Annotated in this window: 17 protein-coding genes and 1 pseudogene; all 18 read left to right on the top strand. The window is 43.0% G+C overall.

Annotated elements, in window-relative coordinates:
- Positions 1–465, top strand: a pseudogene (locus tag ACFIK4_RS04500) (PBSX family phage terminase large subunit); the annotation flags it as partial.
- Positions 450–2,504: a portal protein gene (locus ACFIK4_RS04495; protein ID WP_375675162.1), complete on the top strand. Its 2,055-nt coding sequence runs from the start codon at positions 450–452 to the stop codon at positions 2,502–2,504. The pseudogene ACFIK4_RS04500 and the gene ACFIK4_RS04495, both read left to right, overlap by 16 nt.
- A gap of 11 nt (positions 2,505–2,515) precedes the next feature.
- Positions 2,516–3,427 carry a hypothetical protein gene (locus tag ACFIK4_RS04490; protein ID WP_375675160.1) on the top strand — a complete coding sequence of 304 codons (912 nt, stop codon included), beginning with the start codon at positions 2,516–2,518 and terminating at the stop codon, positions 3,425–3,427.
- Positions 3,428–3,524: 97 nt separating this feature from the next.
- Positions 3,525–4,667: a N4-gp56 family major capsid protein gene (locus ACFIK4_RS04485; protein WP_375675158.1), complete on the top strand. Its 1,143-nt coding sequence runs from the start codon at positions 3,525–3,527 to the stop codon at positions 4,665–4,667.
- 19 nt (positions 4,668–4,686) lie between these two features.
- Positions 4,687–5,136: a hypothetical protein gene (locus tag ACFIK4_RS04480; RefSeq protein ID WP_375675156.1), complete on the top strand. Its 450-nt coding sequence runs from the start codon at positions 4,687–4,689 to the stop codon at positions 5,134–5,136.
- A 72-nt stretch (positions 5,137–5,208) separates the two neighbouring features.
- The gene (locus tag ACFIK4_RS04475) at positions 5,209–5,907 is read left to right on the top strand and encodes a hypothetical protein (protein WP_375633759.1); all 699 of its coding nucleotides are present in this window, start codon (positions 5,209–5,211) and stop codon (positions 5,905–5,907) included.
- Complete coding sequence (locus ACFIK4_RS04470) at positions 5,907–7,364, top strand: hypothetical protein (protein WP_375675154.1); 1,458 nt, start codon at positions 5,907–5,909, stop codon at positions 7,362–7,364. Before ACFIK4_RS04475 ends, ACFIK4_RS04470 begins: the two co-directional genes overlap by 1 nt.
- Positions 7,365–7,405: 41 nt before the next feature.
- The gene (locus tag ACFIK4_RS04465; protein WP_375613690.1) at positions 7,406–7,789 is read left to right on the top strand and encodes a hypothetical protein; all 384 of its coding nucleotides are present in this window, start codon (positions 7,406–7,408) and stop codon (positions 7,787–7,789) included.
- 1 nt (position 7,790) lies between these two features.
- Positions 7,791–8,846 (top strand): tail fiber domain-containing protein, encoded by a 1,056-nt coding sequence (locus tag ACFIK4_RS04460; RefSeq protein ID WP_375675152.1) that lies wholly within the window; start codon positions 7,791–7,793, stop codon positions 8,844–8,846.
- Positions 8,846–10,609 carry a hypothetical protein gene (locus ACFIK4_RS04455; RefSeq protein WP_375675164.1) on the top strand — a complete coding sequence of 588 codons (1,764 nt, stop codon included), beginning with the start codon at positions 8,846–8,848 and terminating at the stop codon, positions 10,607–10,609. The genes ACFIK4_RS04460 and ACFIK4_RS04455 overlap by 1 nt, the downstream gene beginning before the upstream one ends.
- Positions 10,602–12,848 (top strand): hypothetical protein, encoded by a 2,247-nt coding sequence (locus ACFIK4_RS04450; protein ID WP_375675150.1) that lies wholly within the window; start codon positions 10,602–10,604, stop codon positions 12,846–12,848. Before ACFIK4_RS04455 ends, ACFIK4_RS04450 begins: the two co-directional genes overlap by 8 nt.
- Positions 12,848–13,840, top strand: coding sequence for a transglycosylase SLT domain-containing protein (locus ACFIK4_RS04445; RefSeq protein ID WP_375675148.1), 993 nt, complete (start codon positions 12,848–12,850; stop codon positions 13,838–13,840). Before ACFIK4_RS04450 ends, ACFIK4_RS04445 begins: the two co-directional genes overlap by 1 nt.
- Positions 13,833–14,810, top strand: a complete 978-nt coding sequence (locus tag ACFIK4_RS04440; RefSeq protein ID WP_375675146.1) for a tail fiber protein — start codon at positions 13,833–13,835, stop codon at positions 14,808–14,810. Before ACFIK4_RS04445 ends, ACFIK4_RS04440 begins: the two co-directional genes overlap by 8 nt.
- Positions 14,811–14,819: 9 nt before the next feature.
- Positions 14,820–15,074, top strand: coding sequence for a hypothetical protein (locus ACFIK4_RS04435; protein ID WP_375646537.1), 255 nt, complete (start codon positions 14,820–14,822; stop codon positions 15,072–15,074).
- 13 nt (positions 15,075–15,087) lie between these two features.
- Positions 15,088–16,797: an alanine-zipper protein gene (locus ACFIK4_RS04430; protein ID WP_375675144.1), complete on the top strand. Its 1,710-nt coding sequence runs from the start codon at positions 15,088–15,090 to the stop codon at positions 16,795–16,797.
- A 13-nt stretch (positions 16,798–16,810) separates the two neighbouring features.
- Positions 16,811–17,476, top strand: coding sequence for a lysozyme (locus tag ACFIK4_RS04425; RefSeq protein WP_375675142.1), 666 nt, complete (start codon positions 16,811–16,813; stop codon positions 17,474–17,476).
- Positions 17,473–17,700: a hypothetical protein gene (locus ACFIK4_RS04420; RefSeq protein ID WP_375612620.1), complete on the top strand. Its 228-nt coding sequence runs from the start codon at positions 17,473–17,475 to the stop codon at positions 17,698–17,700. The genes ACFIK4_RS04425 and ACFIK4_RS04420 overlap by 4 nt, the downstream gene beginning before the upstream one ends.
- Positions 17,633–17,839 carry a hypothetical protein gene (locus ACFIK4_RS04415; protein ID WP_375646540.1) on the top strand — a complete coding sequence of 69 codons (207 nt, stop codon included), beginning with the start codon at positions 17,633–17,635 and terminating at the stop codon, positions 17,837–17,839. The genes ACFIK4_RS04420 and ACFIK4_RS04415 overlap by 68 nt, the downstream gene beginning before the upstream one ends.
- The last annotated feature ends 44 nt before the right edge of the window (positions 17,840–17,883 follow it).

The following is a 17,883-nucleotide window of genomic DNA, read 5'->3' as shown; positions in this document are numbered from 1 at the left end:
TATTACGAAGCACAGGGACAGCCTTTATCCGAACATATCGGTTGGTTGCGTCAAAATGGTTATGAGAAGGCATTGATGGTTTTGCCCCATGATGGTGCGACCAGAGACCGTGTGCACAATGTGAGTTTTGAGAGTGCTTTAAATGATGCGGGTTTTGAAACGCAAGTGATCCCTAATCAAGGGGCAGGGGCGGTTAAGATGCGTATAGAGGCGGTGCGGCGTATTTTGCCGTCTGTTTGGTTTAATGAAGAGATGACGGTAGCAGGGCGCAAAGCACTGAATTGGTATCATGAGAAATGGGATGAGAAGCGCGGCATTGGTTTGGGTGCAGAGCATGATTGGTCGAGCCATGGGGCGGATGCCTTTGGTTTAATGTGCATTGTCTATGAAGCACCCAGTGTCAAACCCAAGCAAGAGCGTTATTGCACTATGGAAAGAGAAGCGGCATCATGGATGGCATTCTAGATCAAGACTTTCAAAAAACGCCAATCCTCGATGAATATGAACTCTATAAGCGTTTAAAGTCTTGGTACGCAGAAGATATTGAACATGTTAATGAATGGCGTGAACAGGCGCGTGAAGATTTTGATTTTTATAATGGTCGTCAATGGGCAGAGGAAGATCTTGCGGTTTTAAAAGAGCAACGCCGTCCTGTCATGACTTTTAACCGCATTGCACCCCTTGTGAATGCTATTGTTGGGGCGGAGCGTAATAATAAGCGCGAAGTACAGTTTCAACCACGGCAAATGGGAGCGGCAATACCCAATGAATTGCTTACTGGAGCAGCAGAATGGTTTCGTGATGAGGCAGAGGCGGAATATGCCGATTCCGATGCTTTTCAGGATATGGTTATTTGCGGTATGGGCTGGACAGATACGCGGCTTGATTATGATACAGATCCCGAAGGGATACCTGCTGTTCAACGTTTAGATCCCTTAAAAATGGTTTGGGATGCCAATGCTGTAAGACCAAATCTCATTGACGCACAGCGTATGTGGTATGTTGATCGCAAATCCGTTGAGGATGCTAAAAGTCTTTTTCCTGATGTTGCTGTTGAAGATCTTAACGCCGATTGGGCTATCGATAGTACAACCGATTCTGAGGATTCTCATGTGTCGCTTGATGCGTATCAAGATGACTCCAATGCGACTTCTCTCTCAGATCCGTATTCTGGGAAACGCTATGTTACGCTGGTTGAATGCCGTTGGTTTGAATATGAGACCACTTACAAGGCGCCTGATCTTCAAACCGGACAGATGCGCAACTATAGCAAACAGGAGTTTGAACAGCTTCAAAGGGTAATGCCACAATTACAAGGGGTGTGTTTTAATAAAAAAGTGGTGAGACGCGCTTTTCTAGGACGACGTCTTTTAGCAAAGCCCGATAAGCCATTAGCACCTGATGGGCAACTTGGGTGGGAGTGTATCACGGGCACGCTGGATAAGCTTAAAAACCAGTTTTACGGGATTGTTCGCCCCGCAAAAGATCCACAAAAATGGTCGAATAAATATTTTAGCCAAGTGATGTATATCCTTAATAGCCAGTCTAAGGGCGGCTTGATAGCAGAACGAGACGCTTTCGATGATGATCGCCAAGCCATGGAAAGCTGGGCGCGAACGGATACGATTACTTGGGTTAAAAATGGCGCGCTTACAGGAGGGAAAATTCAACCAAAGCCAAGTGCACAATTTCCCAATGGATTTTTCCAGCTGTTTAATGAATCGCGTGAAGCGATAACGCATGTAACAGGGTTATCGGCTGAGTTTATCGGAACACGGGAGGTCAACCAAGCCAATGTGCTGGAAAATACACGCCGGCAATCAACGCTTAATTTGCTTGCGGGGCTGTTTGATAATCTCAAGCTTTATCGGTGTAGGCAGGGAAAGATTATCCTTTATCTTATCCAGAATTATCTCTCTGATGGGCGTTTGGTGCGTATTTCTGGACAAGAGAATGCGCAGTATGTTCCATTAACACGTGAAGCTGTCACAACGCTTGAATACGACATTATTGTTGATGATTCACCGACAAGCCCCAATGAAAAAGAGAAAACTTTTGCGACAATTACGCAGATGTTGCCATTGCTTGGTGGGTTCTTAACACCGGAGATGATTCCAGATCTTTTAAAGCTTTCCCCACTACCGGCAACATTGGTAGCAAATTTAACGGCAAAAGCACAGCAGGCACAACAAGAACAACAGCAACAGCAGATGATGCAACAAAGCCAAGGGGCGCAATTAACTCTAGAGCAACAAGCAAAGATTGCTGTTTTACAGCAAGAAGCGCAAGCAAAGAGCACACTCTATCAACTTGATGCGCAGCAGAAACAAGCGGCATTGCAGCAGAAAAATATCGAACTTTTCTTGAAACAAGAACAAGCGCGCATGCAGCTCGAACTTCAACAGGCAAAAAATGAGATAGCGCAGCGTGATTTAGAACGCAAAGCTTTACAGACACAGTTGGAACACTATCGAGTTTTGACAAAAAATATAATAGCACATTGAAGGGACAGAATATGGAAGAAGAGTTTACGCCTGAAGAACAAGCAATCTATGATGAACATTTTGCCAGTGATAATGCTGTTGAGTTGGTCGAGCCAGAACAAGTTGAGGAAGTTTTTGATGCAGAGGAAAGTTCTGAACAGCCAGCTGTAGAACCACTTCAAGAGCAGCCAAATTCTGATGTAATAGAATCTGATAAACTAGAGCAAGAGCGGCAAGCACGACAAAAGGCAGAACAAAGCGCCATTGAAGCGCGTGAATTGGCTATTGAACTTGCGCAAAAATATGCCGCAATGCAGGAAGAAATCACGCGCCGCCGTGAGGAAAATATTCCCTCCCTAGAAGACGACCCAAAAGCACATTTTGCATGGCTTAGTCATAAGGTACAAGAACAACAGAAATTGCTTGATGAGTTTTCTCATATGAGAGAGAGCCAAGAGCGCATGAGTCAAGAGGAATATGAACGCCAAAAGTTGGGGGATTATTTCGAGGAAGCCAAAGCGCAAGTACAAGATAAATATCCAGATTTAGACAGTATCACGGACTATCTCTATGAAAGAGCAGACAGTGTCTTACAAGCGCAAGCAAGCCTTTATCCACAATGGAAAGATCCTGTGGCACGGCAACAACAAATTGGTGCTGAATTGCGCCAAATATGCCAGCAGTGTCAGAAAGCCGGCATAAATCCAATTGAGGTACTTGTGCAAAAAGCAAAAGCTTTTGGCTATAGTGGCGCGCCCGTTAAGAACGAAGTGGGAGCTCTTCAAGAGCGCTCTCAAGCAGCGCGGACGCTTACAGCGCGCGGCGGGCAAGTTCCAACAGGCGGTATGGATGTGAGAACGCTTTTTTCCATGCCGGAAGCAGAATTTGCAGCATGGGTTGAGAAAAATCCCAAAAAATTTGAACAAATTATGAGCAGAGCGTGAGATGTGCGTGGTGACGCAACAGAGAGAACCAAGTGATTGTTATCGTTTGGGGGTGCCGCAAGGCGAGTTTTAAAAACCAAGAAAGGCATTGATTGAAATGGCAGTAACAGAAGTAAAGCTCAATGACCCATTAGCCGTTGGCGTTTGGGCTAAGATGCTAAACACAGAGACCTCAAAAGCGTTGCCTATTGCACCGCTGATGGGGGAGAGCAAAAACAGCATTATCCAAGTGTTGGATGTGCTAGGAAAATCCGCTGGTGACTCTGTGACGAGCGGATTAAGAGTCCAACTTATGGGGGATGGCGTTAGCGAGGGACAAACGCTGGAAGGCAATGAAGAAGCCCTCCAATTTATGAATGAAAAGGTGCGCATCAACGAGCTTACTCATGCTGTGCGCATCAAATATGAAGGCTCTATTGATCAACAACGTGTTCCCTTTAATTTGCGTAAGGAAGCAAAAGATGGGTTGGTTGATTGGTATGCAGACCGTTTAAGTATGATGTTTTTCATTCAGGCTGCAGGCTATACAGCACCATGGATGCATTTTGAAGGGCGCAGCATAACGCTTAAACCGGTGCATTATGGTTTTAACGCGCCATCAGAGCCAAGCAAATTGCGTGTTATTCGTCCGAATAAGAAAAAGACTGATGAAGAGCTTACAAAAGATGATGTTTTTACATTAGATCTTATAGATCGGGCTGTTGAACGCGCAAAACTTGCTAATCCACGTTTGCGTCCGGTTCGTGTTGATGGAAAATCGGCATATGTGATGTATCTCCACCCAACACAGGTAACTCAATTGCGTACCAATACAAAGAGCGGGCAATGGTTAGACATTACCAAGGCAGCTTATGATGGCTCTGGAGCTAAGAACCCAATTTTTGATGGCTCTCTGGGGATGTATAATGGAGTTATCTTACGTGAAGCTGAACATGTCCCCAATGGTATCAATTCAAAGACACAAGAGCCTGTTCCCTCTGTTCGTCGTGCTGTGTTGCTTGGTGCGCAAAGTGTTATCATGGCTTATGGACGCGTTGGCAATGGAGCAACAGGAGGCGATGGGAAAGGGGGAACACGCTATAAACTTGTTGAAGAACTGTTTGATTATCAACGTGAATTTGGGGTTGCAGCTAAAACCATTATCGGCATGAAAAAGTCACGCTATACCTTGCCGCATTCTGATCAAGGGGGACAAGACTTTGGTACGATTGTTATCCCTTCTTTTGCCGAAGCAAGCTAATTATTAAAGGATGACAATTATGGCAGAAAAATCGCTAATTACACAGGAACCTGTTGAGACCGTTGAGACTGTTGAAACCGTTGGCATAATAGATGAGGGATTGCCACCTGTTTTGCAAGGACGCAACAACTCTACGCAGCAGGTTAGTTTTTTACGGGCGCGTATTAAATGTACAGATCAAGGGTTGATAACAAAAATTGGCGTTCTACCCCGAGGGGCTTTTATAAAAAGTATTACAGCTTATCCCATGGAGGATTTTGAAGATGTAACAGCTACATTTGGAAAAGAGCCTCATGGTAATGATTATGGAGATGTAGGGCTTCGGCAATCTACCGATGGCAATTTGTACCTTCCTATGGAGGAACGAGATGTTCCATTAGAAGCTGAAAGTACGATTTACATGACACGAGACAAGAAAAGCACCAAAGGTGATGCTGAGGTGATTGTTGAGTTTTACACTAATCGTTAAAGGCAAGGGGGCGTTTATTGCTTGCGTCCCCCTCCTATACAAGATGCCCCAAGACATTTGGAAGAGGGTGATATGACAATAATAGTACAGACAGGTGGTCCGATTGGAGACAAACAGACCATTACTCCTTGGGATAAAAATTTTATCCAGATGTTAAACGATATTCAGGATGAAATAGATGATCAAACAGATGAGTATGTTGATCAAGTGCAAAGGGCGATATTTTCGGCTATTCGCTTTTGTGAACGATTGCCTTTTTATTTCAATGAAAGCCGCGAAGTTGTTTTTACCACTCTAAAGGGCAAAAGCCGTTATGGCGCCGAGGCACATCCCTCTATAACAGGGGCTGTTCGCATTGTTGATGCTTACGTTTATGAAGATAATCACAGAAAAGCAAAGCTTTTGCAGGTAGATCCTCTTGTTATTGAGAATCTTGAGGATGATTGTAGCCATGGCATGCCTACACGCTATGCTTATTTTGAACAAAAGCTTGTCTTGTATCCAACACCAGAGCGCGTTTATTCTATCAGGCTTATTCTTGACCCTGTAAGAATAAAAGATATTGAGAGTGCACAAGAAGCGTCCATATGGTTTTTAGAAGCCTATGAACTGATCAAAACGCGTGCAAAATATGAAATTTATACCAATATTATTAAAGAACCACAGATGGCAGCGGCAGCTTTTGCCATGTTTCAAGAGCAGCTCGATGCGCTTCAAATTGAAACATCACGGCGCAAGAATTTGTTAAAAATTCAACACACGGATTTCTGATGACCTTTATTCCTATTGCTGAGTATAGACCAGATGTTGCATTTATTAATAGTGGTTATTCTAGTGAGATTGTGAACGTTTTACCTGCACCAAATTCGTATATTCCGTTTCCCATTGTGGCGCCGGTCTCAGATTTTTTTCCGGATGTGATTTTGGGGGTCTATGCTGTGCGCTCATTGGGTGGTGTGCGCATCATTGTGGGTGCACCAACAAAACTTTATGAATATGACAACAGCACGCGCGGCTGGAAAGACATTAGCAAACCTCACACACAATATCACGCCAATGAGACTGCACTTTGGTCTTTTGCCTCCTTTGGTGATCATATCATTGCTGTTAATAGCAATGACCCACCACAAATGCTTTCGTTAAAAACGGATGAAAGGTTTTGTGATTTGAGCGGTAATCCCCCGCGTGCTGGACTTGTGCGTGTGTGGGGTGATTTTGTTTGCCTGATGCAATTAACAGATAAGCCAAACCGTGTTCAGTGGTCCGGTTTGAATGATGCGACACATTGGACAGTTGGGGAGAAAAGTTGCGATTATCAAGATTTTCCCGATGGAGAATATGTTCAAGGGTCTACGGAATCAACAAATCCACTTATTTTTATGCGCTCCGCCATTTATCACGCAACCTTTGTACCAGGCTCTAAAATTATCTTCAGTTTTGCAAAAATAAAAGACAAAATAGGAGCTAAAAGCAGCACAGCAATTGCAAGCCGTGGAGACTGTACTTTTTTTGTCTCTGATGATGGTTTTTATCAAATCAACAGTGCTGGTGAAATGCTCCCTATTGGCTTTGGAAAAGTCGATAAAACTATCTTCACACTTTACAATAACTTTGCCATTGATGAGATGAGGGCATGTATTGATCCGGTCTATTCTCGTGTTTATTTTTCTATTAATGATAACACTGAAGGGATGCATATTTATGTTTATGATTGGCTTTTGCAAATATGGAGTGTCATTAAGGGGCAAAACCTTCTCTTATTTCCCCTCTTTGCAGCCGGTTATACATTAGAAGGCTTAGACGAAGTACAAGAGAGCTTGAAAGATTTACCAGCTTCTCTTGATAGTAAGATGTGGCAAAATGGTGCGCCTGTTTTAGGAGCTTTTACGCCAGACAACACATTTGGTTTTTTTGCAGGTCCTCCAATGGAAGCAGTTATTGCTTCACAAATTGTGGGGGATACGGGCAGGCAAATCAACCTGATGAGTGAGGCTTTTGTTCAAGCGGATACAACAAAAGGTTTTTTAAGTGTTGGGGCGGCTTTTATCATTGATAACAAGAACCAATTAAATTGGGCTAAAGAGCGTTATGCCGGCTATAATATTGGGATGTATAATATCCGCTCACGGGCGCGTTATCACGCTTTGCGTCTGAGAATACCAGAAGGCACGCCATGGACACATATAACAGGCTTTGATGTAACGCTGAAACCCGCGGGCGTAAGATGAGTTTTAAGATCTATAATACAGAAAAATGGAGCGCTGAACAAATGGCGCCCTATTTTGACAATGTCATAAAATCGATAGCTTATTTTAATCAAAAATTCCCTGATGATTATAATACAGAGACCATTTTAAACGATATTTTGAAGGGAGAAAAAGTTCTTTGGATTATCGTTGATGCGCATGAAAACTTTATGGCGCATGTCACAACACAGTTACAAGAACTCGTCACTGGAGCATTAAGGGCGGTTGTTGTCACGCTTGGTGGAAAGGGAGGAGCACCCTTAACAAAGCTTATCACTCAGATTGAAGCTTATTACAAGGAAAAAGGGGCAAAAGAGCTTGTCATCATAGGCAGGCGAGGGTGGGAAAAATCTCTTAAATCGCATGGATATCTCGTTAATCTTTTAGAATATAGAAAGCAGCTTTAATATGGGAAAAAGTTCTAAACCAATCCAGAATACCCAAAACACGACGCAAACAAATGAACCCCCTGCATGGGCAAAAGGTATTTTTGAACATGCCGCTAAGGATGCCATGACTTTTTATAACCAAGGCAGCGGAAAAGCCGTTTATGACGGGCAGCGTGTTGCGGGTTTAAGTGATCAAACAAAGAATGCGATTAATGGGCTTAGCAATAATACGCATAACTATGATAACAACACTTTAAATGGAATAGCGACAGGGCAAAATGCAACAAGCCAAAACTTAAAGAACATGGCTTCAGGGCAACAAATAGGCAATAACCCTTACTTTGATGAAGCGCTTCAAAACACATTAAATAAGGCAACAAATTCTATTAATAGTTCATTGGCAGGCGCGGGGCGTTATGGTTCTGGTGCACATACGGGCGTTTTGGCTGATGAATTGGGGGGCATAGCAACACAAGCTTTATCACAGCAATATAACCAAGATGTCAACAACATGATGAATGCCAATAGTCTCATTGACCAAGCAAACCAAAATCAGTTGGCGGGTGCCAATAATTTCTTTCAAGGTCAAGGTCAGGCAAATCTTAATGCGTTGACGGGAGGGAGTGTACTTGATGCCAATCATCAACGGCAATTAGATGAAGAGCGGCAAAAATGGGAGCAGCAGAACAATCTTGATTGGGACCAGTTAAGTAAGTTGCTTGCAGCTGGTGGGGCTGTTGCTGGAAATTATGGAACGCGAACAGGACAAATGACGACATTGACTCCACAGCCAAAACCTAATCCGTGGGAGATTGTTGGAAATGTTGGAACTATCCTTGGTACTTTTGCTGGGCTTAGTGATATCAGAGCAAAAGAAAACATCAGAGAAGCTGGGCAGAGAAATGGCTATAAACTCTATGAATACAACTACAAGGGGCACCCAGAGCGCTATCGCGGGGTGATGGCACAGGATGTTTTGAAGTCAAAGCCAGAAGCTGTTTTCTTGCATAAGGCGACAGGTTTTTTGCATGTGGATTATAGCAAGCTTGGCTTTGAGATGGAAAGGGTGCAGTGATGTTTTGGCGAGAAGAATTAAATGCATTAGAGCGTGAAAAAGCTTATAGAAAGCGTAAAGCGTTGGAACTTGCTGCTTTTAGCACAAACTCTTTTGATGTGAGCAATGGGGATAATACTCCACAAAAATTGAGTCCTACAGAGCTTATTCGTGGTTCTCAAGCAGGGACAGAACAAGCTGGGAAAAAAACGCCAGCAGAATTGATTATGTCTACAGATGATTTAAAGCGCCAAATGCCTCCATTGCCGGATGTTTCAAAGGATACTGTTAAGGTACAAGAGGCGCCAGAGCAACAAAAGTATGACTTCTCAGATCAGGGAGGTGTTGCATCAATGATTCCTCAATCTCCACTCGTTGCGAACATTGATCAGTCTAATGGGGATGAAGCTGGGCGACAGCAAAAAGATGTGATGGATTATATTGCTCAACTTAATGAGAAATCTATAGCGGAAAACTCTTTGAAAAACGATTCTGGAAATGATGAGGAAAAGCTTTTTGATGCACCTATAGGAGAAGAAAAACATTTGAATGCACACTTACCAGAAGAGGAGCATTTAAAAGCAAGTGGTGATCTTGAACAAAAAACAGATTATATCAAGTCACTTGATAACTTTGTTCAGACAGGAGCAAATCCAAGTAGCTTATGGGAGCGTTTTAGAAAATCAGAATTTTCCGAGCATCTCATGGATTTTTTTGCGGGGTTAGCATCAGGAAAAACACCGCAAGAAAGCTTTTCAAATGCGGCGCTTGTTATGCGGCAGGGCAATAATGTACGTGCTCAAAATAGACCAATTTTTGAGTTTTTACGCTCTAAAGGATACGATGATAAAGACGCACAAGCCCTTGTGCAATATCCAGATCTTGCCATGAAAGTGATTGGCAACACGTTAAGCCCTCAAGAAGGCTATAGAACATTGACATCAGAAGAAAAGGCAGAGCAGGGATTGCCTGAGGATATGACTTTCCAAGTCTCAACAAGCACAGGGAAAATTATCCCAGTCCAAGGGGGACAACGTTCCACTGCTTCTGGATTAGGGGGAAATACTGATAACATGCTGTCAAAGCCTGAAGCAGGTTATATGCTTATTAAGGATGAAAATGCCCCTCATGGTATACGTGCGATGCCAATTGCAGGCAGTGGTGCAGAACATAAATTAATTCAAGAACAGAAAGAGGAGGAGCGTAAAGAACAGCAAGTGAAAATGCAAATTCTGGATACAGCAGACCGGTCAAATCGTATACTCTCGTCATCTAAAGAATTGCTAAAAATTGTTGAGGAACACCCGCATGTTGTTGGTTTCACGGGTTCTATAATGTCGTTCCTTCCTAATTCTAAGGCAAAAGATTTTGGGCATATGCTCGATTCATTGAAGGCAAGTATCGGGCTTGATGCCTTGAGAAAAGCAAAAGCATTTTCACCAAATGGCGCATCTGGCTTTGGGAATTTGTCTAATATGGAATTGCAAGCATTGCAAAACTCTGTAGCGGCGTTGTATCAAGATCTTTCTGCAGAGCAAATGAAGAAATCTTTAAAAACAGTTATTGACACTTTCAATAAATCCAATGCAGCAACGCGCGCAATTCTTTTTGGTGGTGCAGAAGCAACAAACGAGCTCGTTCGAGCCGCCTATGGGCAAGATGCTTATAAGGGAAATCATGCACAGTCAAATGATCCACTAGAAAAACAGATAGAAGCATTGCCGGAAGGCATGTTGTTCGTTGATAGAGATGGACGCATTAAGGAGAAACAAACCAATGGCTGAAGTAATCCCCCCTCTTATTAATCGTAAAAACACAAGAGTCATTGGGCATATAAGTGACTATACACCAGAACAGCTTCAAGAGCTTTTTTCAAAAAATAAGGAAAGGTTAAGGGGTTCTGTTACAGGAAATAAAGGTGCAACAGAGGAAACAGAAGAAGATGGTCCACATCCAAGTGCTGCGGGTGCTTTTGGATGGGGAGCTCTTCACGGGTTAACCCTAGGCTATGATGATGAATTAGCCGGAATATTAGAGGCGGGTCCTATTGCTTATTGGACGGGAGATAAAGAGGCAGTCAAAAAATATAATGAAGTAACAAAGCGATGGCGTGACTATCAAAGAGCGGCGAACCGAGATCAGTTTTATCTATCTCTTGCGGGGAATTTAGCGGGTGCTGCGGCACCCGTAATTGCTTCTGCTCTCTTTCCACCCGCGGCAGGTGCTACTGCGGCTGCTCGTGCGGCAATTGGGGCTGATATTGTGCTGGGAGGTAGAGCTGGTGTTGCAGGAGCACAAATAACCAGTAAAGCTTTAGCAGCAGGAGAAAGGGCGGTGCAATCTGCTTTAGCAGAGGGTGCGGAACGGGCAGCGGCAAAAGCTGCAGGTGAAGCAGCAATGAAAGCAGTAGCAAGTAAAGAGGCGGCAAAATTTAGCTTGGGGCGTGCAGCAAAAACTGGAGCCATTTATGGTGGAATAGCAGGCAGTGGTGAGGGAGAAGGGCTTGCAGATACTCTAGTGTCTGCTGGGTTTGGTGCAGGGCTAGGCGTTGCAACACCATTTGTTGCCAGTGGTGTATCAAAAGTGACACCTTTTGCGACAAGATCATTAAAAAAAACGCCTGCTATTGTGAAAAAAACACCTGCGGCTCTCAAAAACACAGTTGGAAAATTGTTTGGTAAAACTGAACCAATAACACAAGGTGTAGAAAAAGAAGCATTTCAGATAAGCGATAGAGCGCTTAGGGATGTAAGCCAAACTTTAGGGGATGAAGGTGTTGATAAACTTGAAAGGGCATTAAAACAGCGAGGTCCTGATTCAATGATTATTGATCTTCATGATGGGCTTGCTACAAGAGCTTTTAAGGCAGCAAAAAAAGACCATGATACATATTCGCTCATAAGTAATCGTTTGAATGAAAGGCAAGATGCGAGTGCATTGCGGGTAAAGAATGCGTTGACAGATGTGATGGGTCCAAAAGTAGATACGCTTAATTTAAAGCAAGAGATTATCAAACAAGCACAGAACAAGGCTGAACCATTTTATGAGAGGGCGAAAGCTTCTCCTATTTCTAATGCTGTCAGTAAAGATTTATCGCGGTTGCAAGAAATTCCTGCCTTCCAAAAAGCCTATAAAAAAGCAATTGCGCGAATGCCAAATGAAGCGGATGCAACAGTTATAGGGAGCAATGGATATCCAAAGCTGAATATGCGAATTTTACATAAGATGAAAGAGGTTTTGGATGATCAAATTAAGTCTGCACGTATCAAAGGAAAATGGGGATATGCTCGAGATTTGACTGATTTCAAACAACGCATTCTGGACGTTTTGGATACATCATCTCCAGAATATATTAAGGCACGGAAAATTTATTATGACGAGCGTACTATCGGTAATGCTTTGGAGCAAGGAAAAAAAGCACTGAATAAGAGTGTTGATCTTGATACAATCAACAGACAACTTTCAGATTTGGGGTTGATGGAAAAAGATGCGTTTCAAAAAGGTGTACGGTCACAAATAGAAACTGCGGCAGGCAATGCACAGAATTTTGACCACAATCTTTTGAGTTTGTTTGACACAAAAAATGGTCAAGAAAAATTACAGCGTATTTTTGGTGAGGATAAAGCCAAGCAACTTATGAAAGTGTTGCAACCAGAAGTGGAAAGAACAAAGCTTTTTGCACGATTGCCAAACCATATAGGTGAAGTGGAAGAGAGGGGGGCACAACAGACTATGGGTATAGGAAAGATTGCTTTCATCAAGGCAGTTGTAAAAAATTTCTTAGAGAAATTTGGACGCAAATTCTCAAGCGTCCATAAAGATACTGAGAGAGATATTGCAGCGCTTATAACAGCGCGGGAAAAAGGAGATTTTGGGTTAGCAAGAGAAAAAGCCGTTGAATTAATTAAGACGTTTCATGAAGCAGAAAAGAAACACTTAATAACCAAAGAAGACCACACAAAATTCTTCAATTTTATTGGCATTCTTTTGAATAGCAGTGCTGATAGAACGGTTATAAACTAATGATCAATTTTCATCCCAAAGTGAAGCGTGCCATTTCACAGGCAGCACAAAAATATGGTTTGCCAGAAAGCTTTCTTGAACGTGTTGCTATGATAGAAAGTAATGGTAATCCAAATGCAAAAAATAAGAACAGCAGTGCAGGGGGGCTGTATCAATTTCTCGATTCAACAGCAAAACACTATCAACTCAATAACAAGTTTGATCCCTTTCAAGCAACCGATGCTATGGCACGGTTAACGAAGGATAATACACGTTATTTAGTCACAGCATTAGGCAGAGCGCCGTCAGAAGCAGAGCTTTATCTCGCACACCAACAAGGACCAGCAGGGGCAGTAAAGCTTATCAAAAATCCACATATTCCAGCGAGCCAGCTTTTAGGTCGACAGGCAGTCACACTCAACGGTGGTAACATGGAAGCTACAGCAGGGGATTTTATGAATCATATTTATGGGCTTTATAATAAAACGGGAGATGCTTTGAAGAGAACGATACAGCAAAACCAAAGCAATGGACAAGCAGCACCAAACGAGGTGGGTCCTTTGCGTGGGTTTGAGAGGCTTCAAAAGACACTTCAAGGTAATCAAGTGGGTCAAGGTGATCAAGGGGGCAACCAATTGATGGCATATGACACGCCATTCCCAAACAGAATGATGGCACCTGAAAGCAGAGACAATTTAACAGGACAGATTATGGAAACCACACCATTGCAAGCACAAGGTATTGATGCAGGTGCTCTTAAAAAGGGCTTTTCCGGTTTGCTTCATTTAATGAGAGAGAATGGAGAACGACAAAAACAGCAGGCACAGATGGTACAGCAACAAATGTTACAGCAACCAGTCATGGCGGGTTTCTCACAATCGACTGGGAGCCCGACAGATTTAACACCTCTTATTGATCCCTCTAGGCGGCAATCTGTTGGTTCCTATGGGCGGCAAAAAGAAGAGCAATTGCGCGAAGAGCTATTAAGAAGAACGGGGGCTTATCATGTCTGATATTTATGACTGGTCACTCACAGCTGATCAAAATGCCAATTCCGATAGTATCATTAATTGGGCAGAAGGGCAGCCGCCTAGTTCTGTTAATGATAGTGCGCGGGTCATGATGCAGCGTATACGTGAATATCTTGCCGATAATGGTGGTTCTCTTGACTCAAAGTTTATTGTGAATGGAAAGGAACAAACAACATCAATCACGTTGACGACGGTGTCGCCGATAGCGAAATATAAAAACGATATCATTATCCGCTTTAAGGCGCGTGGTATAAATATTGGTACGACAACAATAAACATGAATAATATAGGAGCAAAGCCACTCTATAAAGCCACCAGCACGGGGATAGTACCATTGATAGGTGGTGAGTTACAAACGGGCGGTATTTATGAAATAGTCTATAATGATGGCGTATCAACAAAAGGTCTTGATGGCTGGTATCTTTTAAACCCTACCCCCATTCCACTACCAAAGGTCGAAACCTTTCCTTGCGGTTTTATTGCGACCTTTGCTATGCAAGAAGTGCCAAACGGTTGGCTTTTATGTGATGGCGCTACTTATGAACGCAAGGATTATCCGCAATTATTCAAGGCGATAGGGGATAAATGGGGAAAAAACAGCGATACAACCTTTAAAGTTCCAGACTTTAGAGGAATGTTTTTGCGCGGCTTTGATAATGGGCGCGGTTTAGACAGAAGTAGAAAATTTGCTGATATACAGCAAGATTGCCTTAAATCGCACACACATGCTTGTAGTGTTGAATCGGCGGGGCAGCATACGCATAAGCATGATTATTCTATGGTTACAAGAGTTGGTCAAATAGGTGGCAGAAATCCTGCTTTTGGTAATTCATATTATACAAAAGATACACAACCTGCTGGAGTGCATACGCATAAGGTAATGATTTCTTCAACGGGCGAGGCAGAAACACGCCCTGTTAATGTACCGGTTGTTTATGCCATAAAATCGTGAGTTTTTCAAATGATCAATAATCCGTCTGCTATTGATGATATTGCGGACGCGGAGCAAATCCGCGTCCTTTTTTATGCAAGCAATAGAATGGTCCATGCACCCTTAAATAAGGTGCTTGATCTTGTCAAAAGCGACATACAGCATGATCTTTTAAGCGCTTTGGCAGAATATAAAGAAGCGACAGATAAACGTCTCGAGACCATGCAAAAACTTATTGATGAATTGCAGTCCTCTCTTCACACAACAAGACAACGAACTGATTAAGGAATGAAACGCGATGCCATTACCCTATCACACACATATATTTAAGCTTGAACCAGCAACAAAGAAAGAAGTCAAAGAAGGTGTTTTAAATAGTAAGGCTCTCGCACCTATTTCAGTGGGGAGTGCAGCAGCTTATGAGGTAGAATATTTTGCAACTGCTGCTCAAGGAAAAAAAGCTGATGATGCGGTTGCAAAGAGAGATATTGGAGCTCTTGCTTACAAAAATAAGGTCACAATTTGTGATATTGAAGCAAGTGGTGAAGCTCGTGAGAATGCGATTTTATCAGGCGCTGGCTGGGTAAAAATATCGCCTTTAGGGATTGGCGATATGAAGGCTGCTACATATGATCCCGACAATGTGGGGGCAAATGCATTTTCTATGGAAAATATGCACGAGGGTCCTACCAAAAAGATCTTAACCATAGAGGAAAGATCAAAGCTACGATGGTTGAGTGCTACGCAGCCAACGATGGAAAAATGGCGGAGGGGAGATGAAGGTGTTTATTATCCCATATCTCCGGTAGATCTCAAAAATACCATTCGTTATTTTGTAGGCTCAAAGTCTTTTGGTATGTCAAAATCAGTTTATGATCCAGATAAAATAGAAAAAGATGTATTTGATATGGAGAATATGAAGGAAGGGAAAAAGCATCTTATCTTAACTCCTCCAGAACGTGCACAGATTGCAAAAATTGATAAAGTTGAAGATGTTGCACAACAAGGGATTCATGTTGCAAGTGAAGCGAAGAACGTTGCAGATAGTGCATTAAGAACAGCAAATGATGCAAAAGCTTATGCAGTAGATGCAAAAAAAACGGCTGAGACAGCACAAAAAACGGGAGACAGTGCAAAAGCTGAGGCAAATATTGCGCAAACAGCAGCCGATAAAGCGCAAGATACAGCACATAGTGTACAGAAAAAAGTTGATCTCATTCAACCTCTTGCCAAACAAGACTGGATTGATGGCACAAAAACAGTGGATGCACTTATCTCACCAGCCAAACTGATGGCTTCAATCAAAGCAAATAGTAGCAATAGCAGCGGCGCTGGTAGCGGCAACAATGATGGCGGGGTTAGAAAACCTGTTGAAATTCTGATGACAGAAAGCGGAGATATTCCATTGCCTGATGGTATTACTGCTGACACCGATATCGAAGTATGGGCTTGGGGCGGTGGAGGTGGTGGCGTTAAGGATGGCGGCGGCGGCGGCGGTCAATGTGTGCATGTTAAAATGAAAGGTTCTGATTTAGATAAATTAAAAACAGCTTACATTGGTCGTGGTGGTAAAGGCAATGACAGTAACATTTTGTGCAATGGTGGTAGAACAATGATCAAAGGGCTTGTTACAGCAGAAGGAGGATATTCCGTTTCCATGACTCTCGTTAACTTTGGAGGGAAAGGTGGCGATGGAGGAGGAAACAGAGAGGGCATCAGTGGTGAGAGTTTTATTTTTTCTGGTGGGAATGGTGGAGGAAGTGGAGTCGACGGCAAGAGAGCTGGTACCGGTGGAAGTTCGTTTCTTGGCGGCGGCGGCGGCGGTGGTGGTCAATGCAAGGGTTCTATCATGGGGCAAGGTGGTGAGAGTTACAAAGGTGGTAACGGTGGTAGAGGTGGTAAAGAATGCGGCGGCGGCGGCGGTGGATATTTTGATGGGAAACACGGAAGCGACAAAATTGGCGGCGACGGCGGTGATGGAGCAGTACTCATAAAGGTATATTTATAAGGTGAATTGAACAATGGCACGGAAAATAAGTAAAGACTGTTTATACTGTTTAAAAAAGTGGGAAGGTTTGCGCTTGCAGGCTTATCAAGATGCTTCTGGCGTATGGACGATTGGTTATGGTCATACGAAAAAAGCTGGTCAACCAACAGTGGTTGAGGGCATGGTGATTACGGAAAAAAAAGCCGAAACCATGCTTTTAGCAGATTTGCGGCAATATGAGAGGGCGGTAGAAAAAGCAGTTTGTGTGAATTTAAGCGACGAGCAGTTCGGTGCTCTTGTTTCCTTTTGTTATAATGTGGGTATTGCAGCTTTCCAAAACTCTACACTGCTTAAAAGGCTTAATCGGGGGGATTATGAAGCCGTTCCCTTCGAATTACAAAAGTGGACTAAAGCGGGAGGCAAACGTTTACAAGGTCTTGTACACCGGCGTGTAGCAGAGGCAGGGTTGTGGGCGAAAGGGGCTTATGTTTCTTCTAATTATCAAACAGTAGAAACGAAACAACCAACAGGGTTTCTCAAAGCAGAAGCATTGGCACCGATTATTGGTTCTTTCTCAGGTCTTGGTGGGTTTTTAGCGGGCAATGGACCAATCCAATGGGCTTTAGCCGCCATTATGGTTTTAGCGGCATGTACTGGCATTTTCTTTGTTGCTAAACGCTTTCAGGAGCACCGCCTATGATCTTATGGATGAAAAGAAACTTGATGGTAACAGGTGCGGCTTTAGCCGCTTTTTTTATTGCCTTAGCAAAAGCTTTTACTCTTGGGAAAAAAGTAGAGCAACAAAAGCAAACAGAAAAAGCTTTAAAAGCAGCCACAACACGGCTTGAGGTGGAAAGTGAAGTTAATCAAAAAAGTGATGCTGATATGCGTGCTGCTCTCTCTCACTGGTTGCGCGACAAATAAATATGCTTCTTCTTGTGTTGGTTGGTTACCTATTTATTTAAGCCGGCAAGATCTGAACGCCATCAGTTCCAATTTAGCAAGAGAGATCTTAAAGCACAATAATCTAGGTGAACGCTTGTGTGGGTGGAAACATGGTTAGAAAAAAATCCAAAAAACACACAGAGCTTACAGAATCAGAAAAAG

The sequence above is a fragment of the Bartonella sp. AP9QHHD genome, assembly GCF_042195625.1.
Taxonomy (GTDB): Bacteria; Pseudomonadota; Alphaproteobacteria; order Rhizobiales; family Rhizobiaceae; genus Bartonella.
This window is presented reverse-complemented; position numbering and strand designations above follow the sequence as displayed.

Coding starts and splice junctions, on each gene's coding strand:
- ACFIK4_RS04445 (WP_375675148.1), top strand. CDS start 12,848: ATGATCAATTTTCATCCCAAAGTGAAGCGTGCCATTTCACAGGCAGCA.
- ACFIK4_RS04425 (WP_375675142.1), top strand. CDS start 16,811: ATGGCACGGAAAATAAGTAAAGACTGTTTATACTGTTTAAAAAAGTGG.
- ACFIK4_RS04475 (WP_375633759.1), top strand. CDS start 5,209: ATGACAATAATAGTACAGACAGGTGGTCCGATTGGAGACAAACAGACC.
- ACFIK4_RS04435 (WP_375646537.1), top strand. CDS start 14,820: ATGATCAATAATCCGTCTGCTATTGATGATATTGCGGACGCGGAGCAA.
- ACFIK4_RS04465 (WP_375613690.1), top strand. CDS start 7,406: ATGGCGCCCTATTTTGACAATGTCATAAAATCGATAGCTTATTTTAAT.
- ACFIK4_RS04450 (WP_375675150.1), top strand. CDS start 10,602: ATGGCTGAAGTAATCCCCCCTCTTATTAATCGTAAAAACACAAGAGTC.
- ACFIK4_RS04495 (WP_375675162.1), top strand. CDS start 450: ATGGATGGCATTCTAGATCAAGACTTTCAAAAAACGCCAATCCTCGAT.
- ACFIK4_RS04480 (WP_375675156.1), top strand. CDS start 4,687: ATGGCAGAAAAATCGCTAATTACACAGGAACCTGTTGAGACCGTTGAG.
- ACFIK4_RS04460 (WP_375675152.1), top strand. CDS start 7,791: ATGGGAAAAAGTTCTAAACCAATCCAGAATACCCAAAACACGACGCAA.
- ACFIK4_RS04430 (WP_375675144.1), top strand. CDS start 15,088: ATGCCATTACCCTATCACACACATATATTTAAGCTTGAACCAGCAACA.
- ACFIK4_RS04440 (WP_375675146.1), top strand. CDS start 13,833: ATGTCTGATATTTATGACTGGTCACTCACAGCTGATCAAAATGCCAAT.
- ACFIK4_RS04455 (WP_375675164.1), top strand. CDS start 8,846: ATGTTTTGGCGAGAAGAATTAAATGCATTAGAGCGTGAAAAAGCTTAT.
- ACFIK4_RS04490 (WP_375675160.1), top strand. CDS start 2,516: ATGGAAGAAGAGTTTACGCCTGAAGAACAAGCAATCTATGATGAACAT.
- ACFIK4_RS04420 (WP_375612620.1), top strand. CDS start 17,473: ATGATCTTATGGATGAAAAGAAACTTGATGGTAACAGGTGCGGCTTTA.
- ACFIK4_RS04470 (WP_375675154.1), top strand. CDS start 5,907: ATGACCTTTATTCCTATTGCTGAGTATAGACCAGATGTTGCATTTATT.
- ACFIK4_RS04485 (WP_375675158.1), top strand. CDS start 3,525: ATGGCAGTAACAGAAGTAAAGCTCAATGACCCATTAGCCGTTGGCGTT.